At 71.6% G+C, this 21,074-nt stretch carries 23 protein-coding genes; 9 read left to right on the top strand and 14 right to left on the bottom strand.

The genetic code is table 11. From position 1 onward, the window contains the following. Window positions 1–179: 179 nt before the first annotated feature. Window positions 180–1,016 carry a glycine-rich protein gene (locus LX14_RS12870; RefSeq protein ID WP_301283201.1) on the top strand — a complete coding sequence of 279 codons (837 nt, stop codon included), beginning with the start codon at window positions 180–182 and terminating at the stop codon, window positions 1,014–1,016. Here LX14_RS12870 and LX14_RS12865 read toward each other — a convergent pair whose 3' ends face one another. From LX14_RS12865 to LX14_RS12840, 6 genes are all read right to left on the bottom strand, one after another. Further along, a complete protein-coding gene (locus tag LX14_RS12865; RefSeq protein WP_253647572.1) occupies window positions 1,017–1,676 on the bottom strand; it encodes a pyridoxamine 5'-phosphate oxidase family protein in 660 nt (219 codons plus the stop codon). A gap of 16 nt (window positions 1,677–1,692) precedes the next feature. Beyond that, a complete protein-coding gene (locus LX14_RS12860) occupies window positions 1,693–2,547 on the bottom strand; it encodes a TIGR02569 family protein (RefSeq protein ID WP_253647571.1) in 855 nt (284 codons plus the stop codon). A gap of 6 nt (window positions 2,548–2,553) precedes the next feature. Next, on the bottom strand, window positions 2,554–4,062 hold the full coding sequence (locus LX14_RS12855) for a DHA2 family efflux MFS transporter permease subunit (RefSeq protein ID WP_253647570.1): 1,509 nt from the start codon (window positions 4,060–4,062) through the stop codon (window positions 2,554–2,556). Window position 4,063: 1 nt separating this feature from the next. Then, window positions 4,064–5,257, bottom strand: coding sequence for an adenylyltransferase/sulfurtransferase MoeZ (gene moeZ, locus LX14_RS12850; RefSeq protein WP_253647569.1), 1,194 nt, complete (start codon window positions 5,255–5,257; stop codon window positions 4,064–4,066). Between the two features lie 33 nt (window positions 5,258–5,290). Beyond that, window positions 5,291–6,355, bottom strand: a complete 1,065-nt coding sequence (locus tag LX14_RS12845; protein WP_253647568.1) for a DUF3152 domain-containing protein — start codon at window positions 6,353–6,355, stop codon at window positions 5,291–5,293. Window positions 6,356–6,637: 282 nt separating this feature from the next. Next, window positions 6,638–7,618 (bottom strand): alpha/beta fold hydrolase, encoded by a 981-nt coding sequence (locus LX14_RS12840; RefSeq protein ID WP_253647567.1) that lies wholly within the window; start codon window positions 7,616–7,618, stop codon window positions 6,638–6,640. A 47-nt stretch (window positions 7,619–7,665) separates the two neighbouring features. Between LX14_RS12840 and fasR the strand changes: the two genes are divergently transcribed. Further along, window positions 7,666–8,331: an HTH-type transcriptional activator FasR gene (fasR, locus tag LX14_RS12835; protein ID WP_253647566.1), complete on the top strand. Its 666-nt coding sequence runs from the start codon at window positions 7,666–7,668 to the stop codon at window positions 8,329–8,331. A 54-nt stretch (window positions 8,332–8,385) separates the two neighbouring features. Here the strand turns inward: fasR and LX14_RS12830 are convergent, their stop codons facing one another. Both LX14_RS12830 and LX14_RS12825 read right to left on the bottom strand, forming a co-directional pair. Beyond that, window positions 8,386–8,619, bottom strand: a complete 234-nt coding sequence (locus LX14_RS12830) for a DUF3107 domain-containing protein (RefSeq protein WP_253647565.1) — start codon at window positions 8,617–8,619, stop codon at window positions 8,386–8,388. Window positions 8,620–8,758: 139 nt separating this feature from the next. After that, window positions 8,759–9,529 (bottom strand): ferritin-like fold-containing protein, encoded by a 771-nt coding sequence (locus LX14_RS12825; RefSeq protein ID WP_253647564.1) that lies wholly within the window; start codon window positions 9,527–9,529, stop codon window positions 8,759–8,761. A 395-nt stretch (window positions 9,530–9,924) separates the two neighbouring features. Here LX14_RS12825 and LX14_RS12820 point away from each other — a divergent pair, with 395 nt between their 5' ends. Both LX14_RS12820 and LX14_RS12815 read left to right on the top strand, forming a co-directional pair. Then, window positions 9,925–11,589, top strand: coding sequence for a DEAD/DEAH box helicase (locus LX14_RS12820; RefSeq protein ID WP_253648007.1), 1,665 nt, complete (start codon window positions 9,925–9,927; stop codon window positions 11,587–11,589). 4 nt (window positions 11,590–11,593) lie between these two features. Next, entirely contained in the window at window positions 11,594–12,907 is a 1,314-nt protein-coding gene (locus tag LX14_RS12815; protein WP_253647563.1) for an Rv3212 family protein, read from the top strand. A gap of 7 nt (window positions 12,908–12,914) precedes the next feature. Here LX14_RS12815 and LX14_RS12810 read toward each other — a convergent pair whose 3' ends face one another. Further along, the gene (locus LX14_RS12810) at window positions 12,915–13,709 is read right to left on the bottom strand and encodes a ParA family protein (RefSeq protein ID WP_253647562.1); all 795 of its coding nucleotides are present in this window, start codon (window positions 13,707–13,709) and stop codon (window positions 12,915–12,917) included. 131 nt (window positions 13,710–13,840) lie between these two features. Here LX14_RS12810 and LX14_RS12805 point away from each other — a divergent pair, with 131 nt between their 5' ends. Continuing rightward, window positions 13,841–14,521, top strand: a complete 681-nt coding sequence (locus tag LX14_RS12805) for an acid phosphatase (RefSeq protein WP_253647561.1) — start codon at window positions 13,841–13,843, stop codon at window positions 14,519–14,521. Between the two features lie 32 nt (window positions 14,522–14,553). Here the strand turns inward: LX14_RS12805 and LX14_RS12800 are convergent, their stop codons facing one another. Then, window positions 14,554–15,006: a hypothetical protein gene (locus LX14_RS12800; RefSeq protein WP_253647560.1), complete on the bottom strand. Its 453-nt coding sequence runs from the start codon at window positions 15,004–15,006 to the stop codon at window positions 14,554–14,556. Window positions 15,007–15,155: 149 nt separating this feature from the next. On the opposite strand from LX14_RS12800, the gene LX14_RS12795 reads away from it, so the two are divergent. From LX14_RS12795 to LX14_RS12785, 3 genes are all read left to right on the top strand, one after another. Beyond that, the gene (locus LX14_RS12795) at window positions 15,156–16,100 is read left to right on the top strand and encodes an alpha/beta fold hydrolase (RefSeq protein ID WP_253647559.1); all 945 of its coding nucleotides are present in this window, start codon (window positions 15,156–15,158) and stop codon (window positions 16,098–16,100) included. A gap of 19 nt (window positions 16,101–16,119) precedes the next feature. Then, on the top strand, window positions 16,120–17,094 hold the full coding sequence (locus LX14_RS12790; RefSeq protein ID WP_253647558.1) for a diacylglycerol/lipid kinase family protein: 975 nt from the start codon (window positions 16,120–16,122) through the stop codon (window positions 17,092–17,094). 256 nt (window positions 17,095–17,350) lie between these two features. After that, entirely contained in the window at window positions 17,351–17,605 is a 255-nt protein-coding gene (locus tag LX14_RS12785) for a WhiB family transcriptional regulator (RefSeq protein ID WP_253647557.1), read from the top strand. 278 nt (window positions 17,606–17,883) lie between these two features. On the opposite strand, the gene LX14_RS12780 is transcribed toward LX14_RS12785, so the two are convergent. Next, entirely contained in the window at window positions 17,884–19,377 is a 1,494-nt protein-coding gene (locus tag LX14_RS12780) for a sensor histidine kinase (RefSeq protein WP_253647556.1), read from the bottom strand. Window positions 19,378–19,417: 40 nt separating this feature from the next. Then, the gene (locus tag LX14_RS12775; protein ID WP_253647555.1) at window positions 19,418–19,636 is read right to left on the bottom strand and encodes a biotin/lipoyl-binding carrier protein; all 219 of its coding nucleotides are present in this window, start codon (window positions 19,634–19,636) and stop codon (window positions 19,418–19,420) included. Between the two features lie 132 nt (window positions 19,637–19,768). On the opposite strand from LX14_RS12775, the gene LX14_RS21055 reads away from it, so the two are divergent. Further along, complete coding sequence (locus tag LX14_RS21055; RefSeq protein WP_369758845.1) at window positions 19,769–19,843, top strand: 50S ribosomal protein bL37; 75 nt, start codon at window positions 19,769–19,771, stop codon at window positions 19,841–19,843. A 73-nt stretch (window positions 19,844–19,916) separates the two neighbouring features. Here LX14_RS21055 and rsrA read toward each other — a convergent pair whose 3' ends face one another. After that, the gene (gene rsrA, locus LX14_RS12770) at window positions 19,917–20,237 is read right to left on the bottom strand and encodes a mycothiol system anti-sigma-R factor (protein ID WP_253647554.1); all 321 of its coding nucleotides are present in this window, start codon (window positions 20,235–20,237) and stop codon (window positions 19,917–19,919) included. Further along, a complete protein-coding gene (locus tag LX14_RS12765; protein ID WP_372505382.1) occupies window positions 20,234–20,974 on the bottom strand; it encodes a sigma-70 family RNA polymerase sigma factor in 741 nt (246 codons plus the stop codon). The genes rsrA and LX14_RS12765 overlap by 4 nt, the downstream gene beginning before the upstream one ends. Between the last annotated feature and the right edge of the window lie 100 nt (window positions 20,975–21,074).

The following is a 21,074-nucleotide window of genomic DNA, read 5'->3' as shown; positions in this document are numbered from 1 at the left end:
GCGATGACCCTCGCGTCACCGTGTTCTCACGTCCGGTTCGGCACCCATGTGAGACCCCCACGCGACCGGCCGGGCCCAAACGTGACCGGCGCGACGTCCCACCTCGTAGAGTCAGCGACGAAGCGCAGTCTGTGGGGAGGCCGGGGTCCCCGCGTCCCGGCCCTGAGGAGGACCATCTGATGTCACGTCGTAGGCGGCTGTCCGTCGTCGCCGCCCTCGTGGCGGCGGCCACCGCCGGCATCGTCACCGCACCGGTGGCGTCGGCGGCCCCGCTGCCCCGCAACTGCACGCAGGCCCTGTTCCAGAGCGACATCCGCTGCACCTACACCTACACCGGCTCGGCGCAGGTGTTCACGGTCCCGCGCGGACTGCGGTCGATCCTCGTGCTGGCGACCGGCGCCGGTGGCGCGGACACGCGCGGCTCCGGTTTCGCACCGACCAGGGCCGGCAAGACCTACGCCTACGCGAACGTCGTCGGCGGGCAACGCCTCTTCGTCTACGTCGGCGGCAACGGACAGCACAACGCACCCGGCAGCCGGATCGGCGCGGGCGGGTACAACGGCGGCGGCCCCGGTTATCCCAACGGTGGTGGCGGTGCCAGCGACATCCGGACGGTCGGCGGCAATGCGCTCGACCCCGTGTCCCTGGCGTCGCGACTCGTGTCGGCACCCGGAGGCGGCGGTTCGGCGGGCACACAGGGTGGCGTCGGCGGACGCCCCGGTGACAGCAACGGGTTCCAGCTCGGCGGCGGCGCGGGTGGTCCCGCGAACGGCGGCACCAACGCCGGTGACTCGCAGCCCGGCCGCGTCGGTGTCGGCGGTGCGGCCTCGCCCACCGGCGGAGGCGGCGGTGGCGGTGGCGGCTTCGGTGGCGGCGGCGGGTACCGGGGTGGTGGCGGCGGTGGCGGATCGCCGCTCCCGTTCTCGGCGACGACCCAGATCGCCAAGAGCGGCGAGGGTGCTCGCGTCACCATCGTCTACGACGGACCCTGCACCCCGTTCTGCTTCGGCAGCTGATCACGACCCGGGCTCGTCGCCGCCCCGCGCGGCGGCGAGTTCGGCTCGCAGCCGTTCCACCTCCTCCTGGAGTTCGACGATGCGCTCGGCGTAGGGCTGCGTCCTGTCCCTGATCATCTCGGCGGTGAACTGCGGGATGAGGCTGCGCGCGCAGTTCCAGTCGAACGCCTCGACGTCGATCAGCACGCACCGCTCGACCGGCGTCGCGATCGCCCGTCCGTCGACGTGGCCGAGGATGTCGGCGAGCGCGGGATCGGCGGTGGCGTCGACGACGGTTGCGCGGCCGAACACCTTGATGCGGGTGCGTCGCGGGAAATCGGCGACGAACAGGGCCACCCGGTCGTCGGCCTCGATGTTGCCCACCGACACGAACTGCTGGTTGCCGTAGAAGTCGGGGAAGCCGAACCGGTTGCCGCCCAGATGGTGCAGGAATCCCACCGGCCCGCTGCGGTACTGGATGTAGGGCCACCCCTGCGGCGTCACGCTCGCGAGATGGAACTGGAACACCGACGTCAGCATGCGGATCTCGCGCTCGGTGATCTCCTGCGGTCCGGAGTCGGGCGTCTCGAGGTCGGCGCCATAGGCGACGACGCTGCCCGCCTGCACCTGACGGTCCAACGACCGCGGTCCGAACGCGAGGTGTGAGTAGCGCCGTCCCATCGAGATCCCCGACAGCTCAGAGCATCAGGCGCACGATGTCGACGACCCGCGACAGACCCGCGAGCGCCCCGGCCGACGACCGCGGGTGCAGCGCGTGCACGGCCAGTCGGAACAGCAGCGCGCGCAACATCATCTGCGGCCACTCGGGCAGATCCGACCAGCGGTCGACGAGGTCCTCGTCGCCGCCACCCCACGCGATGGCGTCGACGACGACCACCGCCGAGGCCCAGGCCGCCGGTCGCCAGTACGGCACGATGTCGGTGATCCCCGGCGCCGCCGCACCGGCGAACAACACCGTGCCGAACAGGTCGCCGTGGACGAGTTGTGGGGGCGCGCTCACCGGGGTGCGCAGCGTCGCGAGCGTCTTGAGCATCTCGATGCTGGTGACGCCGTCCGGCGACGTCGGTTCACCGAAACCGGCTGCACGGGCGGACCGTAACGGGACCTCCTCCCACGCGGCGCGGTCGGCGGCGGTGAACACGTCGACGTCGGTGTAGGGCGGCGCCGGGGGCTGCAGCAGGAAGCGGGGACGTTCGATGGCCGCGGTCACCTGGTGCAGGCGGTTGGCGACGGAGACGACCTCGTCGTGCCGGGGCTCGGGCGACCCCGCGATGTAGGTGTCGGCGCGCCACCCGGAGACGACATAGCGGCCGTCCGTGCCGCGCAGCGGGCGCGCCACCCGGAGGCCGTCGACGTAGAGGTCCTCGCGGATCGTCGCCGACCACGCCGCGCGGGCATGATCCGGGACGAGCGAGAGCACCACCTCACCGATGCGCCAGCCGCCCTCCCACTCCCGCGTCAGCGCGATGGGCTCGACGCCGGACAGCCCGAACGTCGCGACGACGTGCGCGGGCGGCTCCGGTGCGTTCACGAGAGATCACGTTACCGACCGACTCCCGCGTTGCCGGGGAGGTGCGGTGCCGGTGTCCACCGGTGTCCGGGTGCGGTGACGGATCAGGCGACCGGTGTCGCCGAGACCGAACCAGGCGATCGCGGCACCGACGAGCGCGACGGCGGCGAAGACCGGCACCGCGCGGCGGAACGTGGTGTCGAAGGACGGGTCGAGTCCGGAGGCGGCCGACGTGCCGGCGAGCAGCGGCACCGACGCGACGGCGACGAGTCCTGCCGCCCGCGCGACGGCGTTGTTCACCCCGCTCGCCAGACCGGAGTGCGCGTCGTCGACGGCGGCGAGCACCGTGGCGGTCAGCGGCGCCACCAGCGTCACCAGGCCCAGCCCCATGAGCAGGGCACCGGGCAGCACATCGGTGAGATAGTCGGCGCCGGGCCCGATCCGGAGGAACAGCAGCAGTCCACCCGCCAGGGCGATCGCGCCCAGGGTGAGCGGGAGGCGCGGTCCGATGCGCGCGGCCAACGCCGCCGAACGGGCCGAGAACAACAGCATGAGGACGGTCACCGGCAGCAGTGCTGCGCCCGCCCACACGGCCGGATAGCCCGCGACGACCTGCAGTTGCAGGGCGGTGAGGAACAGGTGGCCACCGAGGGCCGCGTACACCGCGAACGTCACCACGTTGACGACGGTGAACGTGCGGGACGCGAACAGCCGCGGCGGGACCATCGGCTCGCGGGCGCGCCGTTCGGTGAGGACGAAGACCACTCCCGCCAGGACCCCGACACCCGCGACGAGCCCCACCTCGATCCCGGACCCGCCGTCGGCGGCGCGGATGAGGGCGACGGTGGTGGCGGCCAGGGCGACGATCGCCGAGAGTGCGCCGACGACGTCGAACCCGCGGTGCGTCCGGGCGTCGTCGGACTCCGGGACGTGCCGGAGCGCGACCACGATGCACGCCGCGGCGACCGGGATGTTGACCAGGAACACCCACCGCCACCCGGGTCCGTCGGCGAGGGCGCCGCCGATGAACGGGCCGATCGCCGACGCGACGCCGCCCAGCCCCGACCACAACCCGATCGCACGGGCGCGATCGGCCGGCCGCAACGACGACTGGATCATCGCGAGCGAGCCCGGGGTGAGCAGCGCACCGCCGATCCCCTGGACCGCCCGGGCCCCGACGAGGACCTCGATCCCGGGCGCGAGACCGCAGGCCAGTGACGCCGCCGCGAACAGCACGATGCCCACGATGAAGACACGCCGACGACCGAATCGGTCACCCAGGGACCCGCCCAGCAGGACGAGCGCCGACAGCGTCGTCATGTAGGCCGTGACGGTCCACTGCAACGAGGCGAGGCCGGCGTCGAGGTCCTCGGCGATCCGCGGCAGCGCGACGTTGACGACGGTGGAGTCGAGCATGACGACAGCGGTCCCCAGCACCGCCGCGGCGACGATCCACCGGCCCTGCGCGGTGGCCAGCGCGACGCCGTGGTCGACGCCGTCGGACTCGGGCTCGTCGCGGGCGGGCTCGTCGCTCACGTCAGTAGACCGGCAGCGACGGATCGATCTCGCGCGTCCAGGACGCGATCCCACCCTCGAGGTGACGCACGTCGGTGAACCCGGTGCGACGCAGCGCGGCCAGCGCGCGTGCCGACCGGATCCCGGTCTTGCAGTACAGGACAGCCGGTCGGTCGCGCGGCACGCGATCGATGCCCGTGCCGGACTCGATGTCCCCCAACGGGATCAGGGTGGCGCCGTCGATGTGGGCGATGTCCCATTCGACGGGCTCCCGGACGTCGATGAGCGCCACCGACTCGCCCGCACCGAGGCGCGCCCGGAGTTCCGTCGCCGAGACGGTGTCCTGCACCGCGCGATCCGGCTCGGCAGCATCCGACGTCGCAGGTTCTGCCGCCACCCCGCACAGCGCCTCGTAGTCGACGAGCGCGGTGACCGGCGTGCGGGCGGGGTCCCGGCGGACCTCGACGGTCCGGTATCGCATGGCCATCGCGTCGTAGAGCATCACCCGGCCGAGCAGCGACTCCCCCACGCCCGTCAGCAGCTTGATCGCCTCGGTGGCCATCACCGACCCGACCGACGCGCACAGCACCCCGAGGACGCCGCCCTCGGCACACGAGGGGACGGTGCCGGCGGGAGGTGGGTCCGGATAGAGGTCGCGGTAGTCCAGTCCCCGACCGTCCGGGGCGGCGTCCCAGAACACCGACACCTGACCCTCGAACCGGAAGATCGACCCCCACACGTAGGGCACGCGGGCCAGCACCGCGGCGTCGTTGACGAGGTAGCGGGTGGCGAAGTTGTCGGTGCCGTCGACGACGAGGTCGTACCGGCCGAACAGCTCGACGGCGTTCTCCGCGGTCAACCGGTGCTCGTGGAGTTCGACGCGGACGTGCGGGTTGGTCTCGGCGATCGCGTCGCGGGCGCTGGCCGCCTTCGAGCGCCCGATGTCGGATTGGCCGTGGATGACCTGTCGGTGCAGGTTCGACTCCTCGACGACGTCGAACTCGACGATCCCGATCGTCCCGACACCCGCCGCGGCGAGATACAGCAGGACCGGGCTGCCCAGTCCGCCCGCACCGATCACGAGGACGCGGGCGGTCTTCAGCCGACGTTGCCCGGCGAGGCCGAGATCGGGCAGGACGAGATGACGGCTGTAGCGGGCGACCTCGTCGTGGGTGAGCGTCGCCACCGGGTCGACGAGGGGCGGGAGCGGTGTCACGCCCTCAGGTTAGGCCTGCGACACACCGGCGGCTCAGGCCTGGGGGAACGGCCAGGGATTGGCGCGGCAGGTGAGGTCGGGGTCGGCGCGCATCTCCGGGTCGAGGGCCATGATCTGGCTGTTCGAGACGCCGAAGGTCTGCTGCATCATGATCGGCGCCAACGCGTTCTGACCGCCGCACGGCTGGTGCTGCTCGTAGCCGATTGCGTGGCCGACCTCGTGGTTGATCAGGTACTGGCGGTACAGGAGATCGTCGCCCTGGTACGAGACCGCGCCGCGCACCCACCGTGCCTCGTTCACCGTCACCCGCGCCTCCGGCGGGTAGTAGCAGCTGGACTCGAGCTTGATCTGGTACCCGCACAGCTCGCGTGTGGTGTCGGTGGAGGTCAGCGACACCCGGAAGTCGGGGGTGCCGGTGTCGACGCGTCGGAAGGCGACCGACCCCCCGCCGATCCAGCTGCGCGGGTTCGACAACGTCGCGTCGACGAGTTTCCCGAAGGCGCTGTCGCTGCTGTAGTCCTGCGGCACCAGCCCGTTCTCGACCTCGACGGTGTAGGTGAACGTCCGCCCCGCACGGGGATTGCCGACGACACCCGTCGTGCCCGGCACGGTGCGCCAGCTCTTCGCGCCCGCCGTGGTGAACCCACCGCCGTCGGGGAGTTGGCCGGCGGGCAGCGCCGACGCGGCGACCGAGCCGCTGGGCGCGCCGATCGCCGTCGTCTCGGAGTTCACCGCGGTGTTGCGGGTCTCGGCCGGGGTGGGTGCCGGCTGCGCGGACGACGAGGACCCGTCGTCGACGATCGTCACCACCAGCAGGACGACGGTCAGCACGACCAGGACCGGGATGGCGTAGGCACGCCATCCGTAGGTGCTGACGAACCGCCCGAGCGCACTCTGTCGCCGACGTTCGGGACGGGGACCACGACGCCCACGCGTGTCGACCTGCGTCGGATCCCAGTGCGCGCGCAGCGGCTGGTCGTCGCGCGGCCTGTCGGGACGTGTCCCGTCCGGGCGGCGCCCGGGTCGCGCGGGACCGGCACCAGGGGGCAGCGAGGGTCCCGGCGGGAACGTCCCCTGGGGGATCTGCCCAGAAGGCATCTGACCAGAAGGGATCTGACCCGGCGGGAACCGTCCCGGCGGGCCCTGTCGGGGCGCGGACGGGAGCGGTCCGGAGGGGTGGCCTGCGTACGGATGTCCGGGGTGCTGTGGGTGTCCGGGGCCGGGCGCCGACGGGCCGCTGGGCCCGGGCGTCGTCGGGGTTCGGCGATCTCCACCGCCGCCGGTGCTCACGAGGCCCACCATCTCACAGAGTCCCTGCCGGTCCGGGGACCCTCGCCCGGTCGGCCGGACACCTTCTGTCGGTCCCGCGGGCTCGTGCGGTCAGGGTGTGACGGCCGCCGCGACCTCGATGTGGCGGGCGATCTCCCGCGCCGTCTCCACGGGGATCTCCATCTGACACACGTGGCCCACCGCCCCGAACATGACCAACCGCGAGTCCCGGATCGCCCGGACCAGGCGCGGCGCGATCGCGGAGCTGACCAGCTTGTCCCGACCACCCCAGACGACGAGGGTCGGCGACTCGATCGCGGCCGCGGCACGCCAGTGCTCCCGACCGGACATCCACAACCAGCTGCCGACCAACGCGGCGAGCGTCCGCGACAGCGCCACCGGCGCCCAGGGCAGACTCGCACGGGCGACGGCGTGCTCGACTGCCTGCGCCGTGCGGACGGGCCCCAGTCGGGACGGGTCGACCATGATCTCGCGCAGCGTCTGCGCGACCTGCCTCTCGGGGTGCGCCCGGCCGAGGTACCCGAACACCGCGGGCCCCACCCGGGGCACCGAGGCGAGCGTGAGCGGGACGAAGCTGAGGCGCCGGACACGGGGACGCAGGTCGGGGAAGGCCGGCGAGATGAGCGTGAGGGTGGTGACGAGGTCGGGGCGGGTCGCGGCCACCCGGGCGACGACGGCACCGCCGAGCGAGTTGCCGACGAGGTGCGCGCCACCGAGATGCTCGAGGACGGCGACGACGGAGTCGGCCAGGGCGTGCAACGAGTAGTCGCCGTCGACCGGCGGGTCGGAGAACCCGAAGCCGGGCAGGTCCATCGCCCATCCGTCGGCGACCGGCGCCAGGACCTCGCCCAGATCGGTCCAGTTCAGCGACGACCCGCCGAGCCCGTGGACGTAGAGCGCGCGACCGCCGGGGGCGTCCTCCCGGGCTCGGGGCACCCGGCGGAGGAAGAGGCGACGCCCGCCGAGCTCGACGCGGGATCCCGGCCACAGAGGGCTGGTGCGGTCGAGTGGGGCGAGCTGATCGCGCAGGGACGTCGGCTGCGCCGTCTGTCCGGGACGGTGTGTCGACACCGGTCCAGCATGCCTCACCTGGTCGGGGGGCCGAGTAGGGTCGTCGCATGCCAGGAGCCCCCCAGCGTGACTCCGTCGGGGTGGCCGGCGAATCCGTGAACCGTCGCAACACCCGCATGCCGCGCAGCGCCCGTCGGGTCCAACTGCTCGACGCCGCCAGCGAGATCTTCGTCGAACGGGGCTACCACTCGGCGGGGATGGACGAGATCGCGATCCACGCCGGGGTCAGCAAACCCGTTCTCTACCAACACTTCCCGGGGAAGCTGGACCTGTACCTGGCCGTGCTCGAGGAGCACGCCGAGGCGATGGTGTCGCAGGTCCGCACAGCGCTGGAGACCACCACCGACAACCGGGAGCGCGTGCGCAAGGCGGTGGAGGCCTTCTTCGACTTCATCGATCAGGACCATCAGGGGTACCGGCTGATCTTCGAGTCCGACGCACTCGATCCCGCGGCGATCCGTCGGGTGGAGAGCGCCACGGAGGCGTGTGTCGACGCCGTCTACGGACTCGTCATGCACGACTCGGGTCTCGATCCGTACCGCTCCCGCATGCTTGCCGCCGGACTCGTCGGCGCCAGCCAGGTCAACGCCCGCTACTGGCTCGACGCGCGGCGCCCGATCAGCAAGTCCGACGCGGTCGAGACCACCGTCTCGCTGCTGTGGGGCGGGCTCTCACGGGTTCCGCTCCAGGGCGTCGGGTCCGCCGCGGGCTGACCCGCGGCGGCCCACCGTGCCCCGTCAGAAAGGGCCCCGTCAGGAAGTGCCCCGTCAGACGGCGCCGAAGCCGACGCGCGGACGCTCGGACGACCCGACCTCGACGTAGGCGATCTTGGTGACCGGCACGAGGTAGCGGGCACCCTTGTCGTCGGTGAGCCGCAGCAGCGGCTCCTTGCCCGAGAGGGCGGCCTCGACGGCGGCGTGCACGTCGTCGCTCGTCTGATCGGTCTGCACCACGAGCTCTCGCGAGCTGTCGGAAATACCGATCTTCACGTCAACCGCCACGGTCGTCCTCCTCCTCGCGTCACCCCGTACAGGGTCTCGCCGTCAAGGCTAGTGGAGCGGGCCGTCGTCACCCCATCGCGTTCCGCTGTGGGCGTACCCCGCACCGGTCGTCGGGCACCGTCGGCACGCGCGCCGTGGGTCAGCCGAGGTGGAGCTCGCGCATGCGCTCGGCGTGCCGGTCCTGGATCGACTCGAAGAACGCCGACACCCGCCCGAGGTCGGCGGCCTCGCTGAACAGCACGTCGGTGAGCGCCTCCTCCGAGGCGAGCACGTGCTGGGCCTGGGTGATCGCCTCGCCGAGCAGCCGTCGACCCCACAGGCGCAGCGGGGACGTGAGATCGGGATCGGCGGCAACCGCGGCCCGGACCTCGTCGCGGGCGAAGTCGGAGTGGCCGGTCTCGGCCATCACCTGCTGCACGATCGACTCGGCGTCGCTGGGCAGGGTGTGCGCGACCTCGAGGTAGAAGTCCGCGGCGAGACCGTCGCCGATGTAGGCCTTCACCATCGACTCGAGCCAGGTGTTCGGCGTCGTCGACCCGTGGTACCGGTCGAGGACGGGTGTGTGTCGCGCGACCGTCTCGTCGATGTCGGCGCCGCGGCGGACGAGCTCCTGGGCGAGGATGTCGAAGTGGACCATCTCCGCACCGGCCATCTGCGCGATCGCGACACGTCCCCGCAGGTCCGGGGCCATCTCCGCCTCCGACGTGAGCCGGTAGAAGGCGGCGATCTCACCGGCGAGGAGCACCCCGAACAACGCGGTGATCCCCGGGTGGTCGTCGGGCAACGGCGTGGTGGTCCCGCGGGGCCGCACGTGCGGGGCCAGGGGTGCCGAGGACCCCGGCAGCACCGCCGCGCCGCCGCCGTCGGACGCGGGCGGGTGCGATTGCGATCCGGGAGTCGAGTCGGCCATGCGGCGATCGTAGGCGACCCGTGCGCCACGCCGGAGGGCCTCGTCTGCTCGACCGATGCGGCGTTCGTGCAGCGGGGACGTACACTCGGCGCTGACGGTCGCCGCTGCGACCGGCGACACGAGACCCGGGTCCGCGTCGCCGCGGCGGGCACCGACCGTCACGACAAGTGCGCGCGTACCGAGTACGACGACCGCCGCGCGAGCCCGCCGAATCGGCCGGGCCGCCGCAGGCGAGAACCGATCGCTCATCACTGGCGCGGGCGGCACCGCCGCCGGCGCGAGATCACGCCAGACCCCGGGTACGCGCAGACGTGACTTCGGAAGGCACCGACATCAGTACCGACAACATCAGCACCGCGACCGACGAGACGACCCAGGCCGACGGGACCACCGTCGTGACCGGCGAGTCGCCCATCGATCCCGACGTCCCCCAGACGACCATCGTCGACACCGACACCCACGTCGCCCCGACGTTCGCCGAGCTCGGCGTGAGCGACGAGATCGTCGCCGCCCTCGAGGCCGACGGCAAGACCCACACCTTCGCGATCCAGGAGCTGACGCTCCCCCTCGCCCTCGCCGGTGACGACCTCATCGGTCAGGCGCGGACCGGCATGGGCAAGACGTTCGGGTTCGGCGTCCCGCTGATCCACCGCATCACCCAGGCCAAGCCGGGCAGCGACGGCGCGCTCCGCCCGCTCGACGGCACCCCCCGCGCACTCGTGATCGTCCCGACCCGCGAGCTCTGCCTGCAGGTCACGGGCGACCTCCAGGTGGCCGGCAAGGACATCGAGGTCGACCCGCAGCCCAACGCCAAGCGCAAGCTGTCGATCGTCTCCATCTACGGCGGCCGGCCCTACGAGTCGCAGATCGCTGAGCTGCAGGCCGGCGCCGACGTCGTCGTCGGCACCCCCGGTCGACTGCTCGACCTGGCCCAGCAGGGCCACCTCATCCTCGGCAAGGTGCAGATCCTCGTCCTCGACGAGGCCGACGAGATGCTGGACCTGGGCTTCCTGCCCGACATCGAGCGCATCATGCGGGCCCTGCCCGACCAGCGTCAGACGATGCTGTTCTCGGCCACGATGCCCGGCCCGATCGTCACCCTGGCCCGTACCTTCCTCAACCGGCCCACCCACATCCGCGCCGAGCACGCCGGGGACTCCGCCGTCCACGAGCGCACCAAGCAGCACGCGTACCGCGCGCACGCCCTGGACAAGGCCGAACTGGTCGCCCGGGTCCTGCAGGCGGAGGGTCGTGGCGCGACCATGATCTTCACCCGCACCAAGAGGACCGCGCAGAAGGTCGCCGACGACCTCGCCGAGCGCGGCTTCAAGGTCGGTGCCGTGCACGGAGACCTCGGCCAGGTCGCCCGCGAGAAGGCCCTCGGCCGGTTCCGTGACGGCACCATCGACGTCATCGTCGCGACCGACGTCGCCGCCCGCGGCATCGACATCGACGACGTCACCCACGTCATCAACTACCAGTGCCCCGAGGACGAGAAGGCCTACGTGCACCGCATCGGCCGCACCGGGCGCGCGGGTCGCACCGGTATCGCCGTGACCCTCGTCGACTGGGACGAGCTGCACAAGTGGAAGCTCATCAACGACGCCCTTGACCTCGGCATCCCCGAGCCGGTGGAGACGTACTCCAGCTCGGAGCACCTGCGCGAGGACCTCGACATCCCGGCCGAGACCACCGGCCGGATCGTCCCCGCTGCCCCGCCGGCACCGCGGGAGCGGGACGGATCGTCGGACGGCGGTCGTCGCGAACCGCGTGCGCCGCGGGCGAACCGCGAGCGTCGCCGTACCCGCGGCGCCCGCACCGGGGACTCCCCGTCCGAGTGGAACGCGACCGCCGCGTCCGGCTCGGCATCCGACTCCGCGACCGCGGCTCCGGCCTCGGCACCGTCCGATCAGGGGTCCGGCGAGTCCGGTGACGGGACCTCGCGTCCCAAGCGCCGTCGTCGTCGCGGCCGTGGCCGCGGTGGTGCGGCGGGCACCGACGGTGCAGCATCGACCGGCGGCGACTCCGCAGGCGCGACGACGGGCTCGTCCGACCAGTGACCCGATGACCACCACCCGGCCACCGGGCACCCGCGGCCCGCGACGCCTGCGTCCGGAACGTCGGACCCGCACCGACCTCGTCGTCACCGCGGTGATCGTGGTCGTCGTCGTCGTGGTGGCCGCGGCCATCTGGTGGGTCAGCCCGTCGCGGCACACCCGCATCGACTCGGCGCCGGTGCCACTGACACCGGTCGCCGACGCGACCGGCGCACCCGCCGGACTCCAACAGGGCTGGACCGCGCGCTCCCCCGTCACGGCGATGCCTGTCGTGACCGAATCTGCCGTCGTCACCGGCGACGGCGGCGCCGTCGTGGCGCATGATCCCGACGACGGGTCGACGGTGTGGAGCTATCGCCGGGACCTCGACCTGTGCGGCATCGTCTCGGCCTACCCCTCCGCCCCCCGCGTGGTGGCCGCCTACCGCAACAGCCGGGGGTGCGGCGAGGTGACCGCCCTGCGCGCCGACGACGGTCGACGCGCGGCCACGCGCAGCAGCTCCGCCGACGACGCCGTGTCACTGGTGACCGCATCGGATTACGTTGTCTCCGTGGGCGATACACGCCTGGAGTCCTGGGGGTCGTCGCTGGTCCGCGGCGTCGAGTACGGCCGTGTGTCCGCACCGGTGAAGCCGGGGACCCAGCCGCGCTCCGGGTGTCGCCTGCTCTCGGGCGCCACCGGCGCCAGTCAGATCGCCGTCGTCGAGCAATGCCCCGACGAGGCCGGTTACCGCCTCAGCGTGATCTCCGCGGCGCAGGACAAGGACGAGAAGGTCTCCCAGCTCGGCTCACGACTCATCACCGACAGCACCGCCGGACCCGTCCCGCGGGTGGTCGCGGTGTCGTCGTCGGCCGTGGCGGTCTACCGCGGCGGGTCCACCCCATCCGCGGGGGCACCGGCCGCGGAGGGACCGGAGATCCGCGTGTACGGGACCGACGCCGCGCTGCGCTCGACCCACGAGGTCCTCGGCGCCACAGAGGCTCCGGCGGATTCGCTGCCGGTCACGTCGACGAGCGTCGGCGGCGGCACGGCGGTCACCTACTTCACCGGCAGCGCGACCGTGGTCCTCGACCCGACGGCCCTGACGCCCCGCTATCAGATCCCCGGGACCCTGGGTCCCGCGGTGCTCATGGGCGTGGATCTGGTCGTCCCGGGCCCCTCCGGGGTCACCGTCGTCGATCCCGCGACCGGGCAGCAGCGTCGCACCATCGCCGTCGCGCGGCCCGGGTACACCGGGGGAACTGTCGGGCTCATGCCGATCGGCACGTCGATCGCGGCGTCCTACGACGGCTCGGTGCACGTCCTGCGCGCCACCGGGTAGCGAGGGGTCAGGCGACCGTCCCGACGACGGCGAGGGGCTTGCCCGCGTCCCAGTGATGCCAGAGGTTCTCCGCCAGTTGGCGATACGCCTGCGAGCCCTTGTGCTTGCGACCCGTCATGACACTCGTCCCCGACGCCGACGCCTCGGCGAAGCGGACGGTGCGCGGGATGGGCGGGTCCAGGACGGGCAGGTCGTAGCGGTCGGAGACGTCGGCGAGGACGTCGCGGCTGTGGGTGGTGCGTGAGTCGTACAGCGTGGGGACGACCCCGAGCAGGGTGAGGTCCGGGTTGGTGATCTGTTGGACCTCGGTGACCGTGCGCAGCAGCTGTCCGACGCCGCGGTGTGCGAGGGTCTCGCATTGCAGCGGGACCACGACCTCCGAGGCGGCGGTGAGTCCGTTGAGAGTCAGGACACCCAGCGACGGCGGGCAGTCGATGATGATGACGTCGTAGTCCTGGGACACCTGCGCGAGTGCACGTTTCAGGGCGTACTCACGGCCGGGCCGCATGAGGAGCAACGCCTCCGAGCCGGCGAGGTCGATGGTGGCCGGGAGCAGGGTCATGCCGTCCTCGGTGGACAGCAGGGCGTCGACGATCTCCGCCTCACCCAGCAGCACCTCGTGCACCGACACCTCGAGCTGGTCGGGGTCGTGGCCGAGGGAGAAGGTGAGTGATCCCTGCGGATCGAGATCCACGACGAGCACCGACAGGTCCATCCCACACAGCGCGGCCCCGACGGAGGCGACCGTGGTGGTCTTGGCGACGCCACCCTTCTGGTTGGCGACGGCGAGGATCCGACTCATCGCGGGGCGACGTTCGTGGACGTGGTCATCGGGCTGCTCCCTCTCCGGCACTGCTCGCGCGTGGCCACGGCTGTTCCACCGCGGGCACCGTGGTGTCCCAGGATAGGCGTGCCGGGTGTCACCATGTGCTCATGGGCGACGTGACACGACACGCGGCGGACAGCGGGGGCGCGCAGGCCGCGGCGACCCACCGGCTGATCGTCATACGGCACGGCGAGACCGAGTGGTCGAAGACGGGGCGGCACACCGGATCCACCGACATCGACCTCACCGACACCGGCGTCGAACAGGCACGATCGCTGACGGATCCGGTCGCGGGGTTGTCGCTGGTGTCGCCGGTCGTGATCTCGTCGCCGCGGGTGCGCGCGCGGCGGACCGCGGAACTGGCCGGACTGACCGTCGACGAGACCGACGAGGCGGTCACCGAATGGGACTACGGCGACTACGAGGGACGCACGAGCACGGACATCCACGAGACACGGCCGGGCTGGAACGTCTTCGACGACGGCGGCCCGGGGGGTGAGTCGCCGGAGGCGATGACGCGGCGGGTGGACGGGGTGATCGCGTCGATCATCCCCCGGCTCGAGTCCGGGGACGTCGTGGTGGTGACGCATGGACACTTCTCGCGGTCGCTGCTCGCGCGGTGGGTCGGCGCGCCGATCGCCCTGGGTCAGCACCTGACGATGCTGCCGGCGTCGATCGCCGTCCTCGGCTACGACGGGCGGTCGCGCAATCTCACCGCACTCGGGATCACCGGTTACCGCAGCGCCGATTACGTCGATGCAGGACGGCCGAGCCGTCGGATGAGCTGAGTGGCCGAGCCGTCGGATGGGCTGAGTGGGGGTCAGCGGTCCTCGGCGTCGGCGTCGGGCGGGGTCCCGCCGGACAACCACCGTACCGACGTCGGCGAGAACAGCAGCACGAGAACCACCAGCGCGACGACGAGCAGGGGCGCGCCGTACCAGGGCTGACCGCTGTCGGTGAGCAACGCGAACGCCACCGGCAGCAGCAGGATCTGGGCGACGACGGCGATGGCCCGTCCCCAGCGGCGACCGCGGACCAGCGCGAGCCCGCCGGCGATCACACCGCCGCCGAGGATCGCGAACCAGGCGGCGGTCCCGTAGTCGTTGATGAACCCCTTGTCGTCCGCGCCGCTGAGCCCGCGGACGACGAGCACGACGGCGACGACGACACCGACGACACCCTCGGCCGCGACGACGAGCCCGGCTCGGCGCACCGCGGTCGGCGGCGGGTCGAGGGGTCGGGCATCCGGGGCGCTCGGATCGGTCGGGGTCACGGCGCCAGCCTAGTTCGAGCGTTGACGCCCCCTGCGTGCCGTGGTTACGTCACTCGTGCGGTGGTGCTCGTCGGCACCCCGCCTGCTGCCGTCCGATCGCGTCGGCACCGACGAAGGGTCGTGCCCCCATCCGTACCGTCGCACCGCTCGTGTCCGATCTGCGGTCGGTGACCGCGATGCTCGCCCCGGTGCGCGGGGTGCCGCAGCTCGATCCGCCGACCCTGCCCTGGACCGAGATCACCGAGGTCGACCTCGGACCCCGCGGTCGTCTGCGGGTCCGCCACACCCCCGGTCTGCACGACGCGACGCAGCCGCCGGTCGTGCTGCTGCACGGGGTCACCCTGACCGGCGACCTCAACTTCTTCGCGTTGGCCGACCTGTTCGACGGTGGGCGTCCGGCGATCGTCTTCGACCTGCCGAACCACGGCGACGGGATCGACGTCCGCCGTTTCGTCTTCACCGAGCTCGCCGACGACATCGTGGCCGTGCTCGACCACCTCGGGGTCTCCCAGGCGATCCTGTGCGGCTACTCGCTGGGCGGGATCACGGCGATGGTGACCGCGGACCGACACCCGTCGCGCATCGCGGGGATTCTCGTGCAGGCCGCGGCGATGCGGTACGGCGTCGACATCCGCGAACGCGTCTTCCTGCAGGGCGTCACGGCGGTGCACCGCCTGCGCCTCGACCAGGCGACGCGGACGCTGCCGGCGCGCTACTGGCGTGTGGCGGCCCGTCGTAGTCCGCACGCCGCCGCGCGGTGGCAGTGGATCAACCGGCAGATGACCGTCACCGGCCGGGCGCGACTCGCGACGGTGTTCGCCGCCGTCGGGCGCACCGACCATCGACGTCTGCGCCCCGCGGCGCCCGTGGTCGTGACCCTGCTGCGCTCCGACCGCGTCTGCCCGCCGCGACTGCAGCGGGAGGCCGCACGACTCCTCTCGGCCCACGTGATCGAGGCCGACGCCGATCACGACCTGCCGGTCGCGGACCCGGACCGGTACGTGCGCCTCACCGCGTCCGCGCTGGACCACATCGACCGGAGGATCCGCGACGGGGCGGGCCCGCGGACCGGGCCGGGTCGCGACGGGTCGTGACCCTCTAGGCTCGGACATCGTGCGTGCCCTGCTGATCGTCAACCCGTTCGCGACGTCGACGACCGACGCGGGCCGCGATGCGCTGGCGCACACCCTCTCGGCACGCTGCGACCTCACCGTCGAGCTGACCACCCATCGGGGTCACGCGGGCGAGATCGCCGCGGGTGCGGCCGGTCGCGGATTCGAGGTCGTGATCGTCCACGGCGGCGACGGCACCGTCAACGAGGTGGTCAACGGCCTGATCGGCCCGCCCGGCTCGGCCCACGGGGACGTCGCGGTCGACGGGGTACCCGCGTTGGCGGTCGTCCCCGGCGGCAGCGCCAACGTGTTCGCGCGGTCGCTGGGCATCCTCCCCGACCCGCTGCAGGCGACGGGACAGCTGATCACCCTGCTGTCGGTACGGGCACGTCGCCGCATCAGCCTCGGCCACGTCGACGACCGGTGGTACCTGTTCAACGCGGGGATGGGGGTCGACGCGGAGGTCGTCCACTCCATCGAGGACCAGCGCCGGGCGGGGAAACCCGCCAGCGACGCGCGGTACATCGTCACCACCGTCGCCCATTTCCTCAAGGGGTCACGGCGACAGCCACGCCTCACCGTCTCCACGCCTGCCCCGGACGGGGGACGCCGGGTCGTCGAGGACGTGCAGTTCGTGTTCGTCAGCAACGCCAACCCGTGGACGTTCATCGGCGACCGGCCGGTGTGGACCAACCCGGACACCGACTTCGACACCGGGCTGGGACTGTTCGCGGCGCGGTCGATGAAGGTGCGCAAGATCCTGCCGCTGGCCGCGCAGCTTCTCCTGGGCATCGCGCCCCGTGTCGGCCATCTGGTGCGTGACGACGACGTCGCGTCGGTGCGGATCGAGGCGTCCGAGCCGACCGACCTGCAGATGGACGGCGACTACATCGGGGAGCGGACACTGGCGGAGTTCGGGTGCGTCCCCGATCGCCTCGAGGTCGTCGCACCTCCGCTGGACTCCGGTTCGCGATGACGACCGCGTGACCGGGATCACTGGCCTGATCAGCGAAATCTCGGCACAGCTCCTCCGACCGTAGTACAACGGTTCGAGGACATGACGGGGACCCCCGGTGCGCGCAGTGACCTTGTTCACGTGTAGAGGCGACACCATTGACTTCGTCGTGATTCGTGAAAGCATTCACAAGCAACAGTGCGGAAACACTGAGTACGCACGAGTGAACAACACATGACATACGGCGCGCGGCGAACGCGCATGCGAAGGAGCAGGAATGGACTGGCGGCACAAGGCGATCTGTCGTGACGAGGATCCGGAGCTCTTCTTCCCCGTGGGGACGAGCGGCCCGGCCATCGCGCAGATCGCCGACGCGAAGCTCGTCTGCAACCGCTGCCCCGTGACCGCCGAGTGCCTGTCGTGGGCTCTCGAGTCCGGTCAGGACGCGGGCGTGTGGGGCGGCATGAGCGAGGACGAGCGTCGCGCGCTCAAGCGTCGCAACGCACGGACCCGGAGCCGCAGCTCGGTCTAGGCACCTCGAGCACATCGCGTTCCGAACGAACCCGGCGGATTCCGCCGGGTTCGTTCGTGTCCGGGCCCGCTCCGTTCCCGGGGTTCCCGCTCCGGTTCCAGGGTTCCCGCTCCGGTTCCAGGGTTCCCGCTCCGGTTCCAGGGTTCCCGCTCCGGTTCCAGGGTTCCCGCTCCACATGTTCGAGGACGCTCCGCCTGCAGGCGGAGCGTCCTTCGACATGTGGAGCGTCTGCAGCCTGGCGCCCTGGAGGTGGAGCGGGAAACCTGGAGGTGGAGCGGTCAGCGCAGCGGGATGGTGAGGACCGCCTGGGTCCCGCCCTCGGCCCGGGTCGCGAGATCGAGGGTGCCGCCGAGCTCGATACGCACCAGCGTGTGCACGATCTGCAGGCCGAGACGCTCCGACGAGCGGGGGTCGAAGTCCGCGGGGAGCCCCACGCCGTCGTCGCGGACGGTGACGACGAGTCGGCGGGTGGTGCGATCGGCGTCGATGATGACCTCGCCCTCGTCGCCGGCCGTGAACCCGTGCTCGACGGCGTTCTGGATGAGCTCGGTCAGCACCATCACCAGCGGCATCGCCAGATCGGACGGCAACACCCCGAGTCGGCCCTCGCGGCGGACGACCGCCTGGCCGTCCCCGACCGCCGCCACGTCCGCCAGGACCGGGACCAGCTGATCGACGACGACGTCGAGATCGACCGCCTCGTCGACGGATCCCGACAACAGCTCGTGCACGAGCGCGATCGCAGCCACCCGGCGCACGGCCTCGTTCAACGCGCCGCGCGCCTCGGGGTTGTCGGTGCGACGCGCCTGCAGCCGCAGCAGGGCCGACACGCTCTGCAGGTTGTTCTTCACCCGGTGGTGGATCTCGCGGATCGTCGCGTCCTTGCTGATCAGCGCCCTGTCGCGGCGCTTGAGCTCGGTGACGTCCCGCAGCAGGACCGCGGCACCAGCCGGGCGCCCCCCGGGTCGTAGGGGTACCGCACGGATGAGGACGCTCGCCCGGCGGGCGTCGGCCTCCGTGCGCATGCCCGCCCCGCCGCCCACGGCGTCGGTGACCATCCCGGCCACCTCCTCCGCCTCGAAGCGGTCGGTGAGGAGTTCGGCCATCACGTCGACGAGACGGTTGCCCGTGAGTTCGGCCGTCCAGCCCATACGGTGCACCGCCGACAGCGCGTTGGGGCTGGCGAAGGCCACCACGCCGTCCGCGTCGACGCGGATGAACCCGTCGCCGGCGCGCGGCGTCGACAGGCCGCGGGGGTTGCCCTCGTTCTGCGGGAAGGTGCCGTCGGCCAGCATCTGGCAGAGGTCGTCGGCGCAGTCCTGGTAGGCCATCTCCAGCGTCGAGGGCAGTCGCAGCTGGGCGAGGTTCGCGGTCCGGGTCACCACCGCGACCACCTCACCGTCGAAGGTGACCGGCACCGCCTCGCGGCGCACCTCCACCGGTCCGGAATCCCGTCGGGCCTCGGTGCCGATCGTCGTCGGCCCCGCGTCGCGCACGATGCGCCGACCGGCGATCGCCGTACCGACCTGCGGGTTCACCGCACTCGGCACCGATCGACCCACCTCGTCGACGGGGAAGACGGTGGGTGCGGTGTTCGGCCGGCACTGGGCCACGCAGATGACGGTGTCGTCGGCGGCGGCGACGAACATGAGCAGGTCGGCGAACGAGAGATCGGCGAGGAGCTGCCATTCGGCGACGACGCGCTGCAGGTGCCCCGCGACGGCTCCCGAGAGGTGGGTGTGGTCGGCGAGGAGGTCGGTCAGTGTCGACATCCGCCTGCTCCCGGTCGGAGTGCGATGGGGATCGGACGGGTCAGTCGTCGATGGTGGCGATGAGGTCGCCGGCCTGGATGACGTCGCCGACGGCGACCTTCACCTCGCCGATCGTGCCGGGCTCCTCGGCGAGCACGGGGATCTCCATCTTCATGGACTCGAGCAGCACGATGGTGTCACCGACGGCGATCTGCTGCCCGGGCGACACCACGACCTCGAGCACACTCGCCACGATCTCGGCCACCACTGGTTCTGCCACGAGCATCCTCCACGCCGCTGCGGGGGCACCGTGGGGAACCGCGGGCCCGGTTGACGCACCCGACCCTATCGCGACGGATTGGGATGCGGTGACACGGACGTGGGAGAATGGCGCGCGACGAAGGGAGTCACCATGGGTAAGCGAGGACGCAAGAAGCGCGCGCGGAAGAAGAATGCCGCCAACCACGGCAAGCGCCCCAACGCCTGAGACGGTGTAGACGCCACGAGGGCCGGACCTGATGACAGGTCCGGCCCTCGTTCGTTCTGGGTGTGGCGGGCCGTCAGCCCTCGGTCGCGCGGGTGATCACCGTCTTGCGGATCTCCCCCGTCAGACGGTCGCGCAGTGAGTCCGGTGCCCGGTCCCCGCCGCACTTGCGGTTGATGAGGTTCTTCAGCTGCGACTCGATGCCGTAGTGCGCGAGGCAACTCGAGCACTCGTCGATGTGCGACTGCAGCCGGTCACGGACGTCGGCATCGCACTCGTTGTCGAGCAGGAGCCACACGTCGGCGATGACCGCGGAGCAGTCGAGCTGCTCGAACTCGGCGTTCTCGGCGTCCGACAGCTCGCCGGGGGCGACGGGATCGGTGTTCTCGGCGCTCATCGGGTCACCTCCGAGGTGTCGTCGCCGGAGCGGCGGACGAACCCACGCTCGGTGGCGACGTCGGCCAGGAGCACCCGGAGCTGCTTGCGGCCCCGGTGCAGGCGGGACATGACGGTCCCGATGGGAGTGTCCATGATCTGGGCGATCTCCTTGTAGGGCAGGCCCTCCACGTCGGCGTAGTACACCGCCATCCGGAAGTCCTCCGGGAGTTCCTGCAGAGCGTTCTTGATGTCGTCGTCGGGCAGGGCGTCGAGCGCCTCGATCTCCGCCGAGCGCAGACCGGTCGACGTGTGTTCCGCGGTGGCGGCGAGCTGCCAGTCGGTGATCTCGTCGGTCGGGTACTGCGCGGGCTGCCGCTGACGCTTGCGGTAGCCGTTGATGTAGGTGTTCGTCAGGATCCGGTACAGCCAGGCCTTCAGGTTGGTGCCGGCCTTGAACGAATGGAACGCGGAGAACGCCTTGACGAACGTCTCCTGCACCAGGTCCTCGGCGTCGGCCGGGTTGCGGGTCATCCGCAGGGCCGCCCCGTACATCTGGTCCAGCAGGGGCAGAGCATCCCGCTCGAAGCGGGCATCCCGCTCCGCCTGCGTCTCGACCTCCTGGTCGACGACGTCCACATCGGCCGCCGCCGTCGCCTCCCGATCGCTCACCAACACCCTCTCGGATCCACTCGTGCGCGACCGGTTCGGGTCGCGACCATCGTCCGAGACTACCGAGGTCATGTGGTGCACGAACATGGGCAGGACATCGATGCGGTCGATAACGGTACTGCCGACCATGACGCCCCTCCTCGCTGTCGCCGTCCTGGGGACGGTCGTGCCGGTTCCGCGATGGCAA

Source organism: Williamsia deligens (assembly GCF_024171765.1).
GTDB lineage: Bacteria > Actinomycetota > Actinomycetes > Mycobacteriales > Mycobacteriaceae > Williamsia_A > Williamsia_A deligens.
This window is presented reverse-complemented; position numbering and strand designations above follow the sequence as displayed.

Bases quoted from the DNA above. Each gene is read 5' to 3' on its own strand.
- LX14_RS12810 (WP_253647562.1), bottom strand. From the start codon at position 13,709: ATGAGTCGGATCCTCGCCGTCGCCAACCAGAAGGGTGGCGTCGCCAAG.
- LX14_RS12865 (WP_253647572.1), bottom strand. From the start codon at position 1,676: ATGGGACGGCGCTACTCACACCTCGCGTTCGGACCGCGGTCGTTGGAC.
- LX14_RS12780 (WP_253647556.1), bottom strand. From the start codon at position 19,377: ATGTCGACACTGACCGACCTCCTCGCCGACCACACCCACCTCTCGGGA.
- LX14_RS12815 (WP_253647563.1), top strand. From the start codon at position 11,594: ATGACCACCACCCGGCCACCGGGCACCCGCGGCCCGCGACGCCTGCGT.
- LX14_RS12845 (WP_253647568.1), bottom strand. From the start codon at position 6,355: ATGCCTTCTGGGCAGATCCCCCAGGGGACGTTCCCGCCGGGACCCTCG.
- LX14_RS12825 (WP_253647564.1), bottom strand. From the start codon at position 9,529: ATGGCCGACTCGACTCCCGGATCGCAATCGCACCCGCCCGCGTCCGAC.
- LX14_RS12785 (WP_253647557.1), top strand. From the start codon at position 17,351: ATGGACTGGCGGCACAAGGCGATCTGTCGTGACGAGGATCCGGAGCTC.
- rsrA (WP_253647554.1), bottom strand. From the start codon at position 20,237: ATGAGCGCCGAGAACACCGATCCCGTCGCCCCCGGCGAGCTGTCGGAC.
- fasR (WP_253647566.1), top strand. From the start codon at position 7,666: ATGCCAGGAGCCCCCCAGCGTGACTCCGTCGGGGTGGCCGGCGAATCC.
- LX14_RS12870 (WP_301283201.1), top strand. From the start codon at position 180: ATGTCACGTCGTAGGCGGCTGTCCGTCGTCGCCGCCCTCGTGGCGGCG.
- LX14_RS12805 (WP_253647561.1), top strand. From the start codon at position 13,841: ATGGGCGACGTGACACGACACGCGGCGGACAGCGGGGGCGCGCAGGCC.
- LX14_RS12765 (WP_372505382.1), bottom strand. From the start codon at position 20,974: ATGTTCGTGCACCACATGACCTCGGTAGTCTCGGACGATGGTCGCGAC.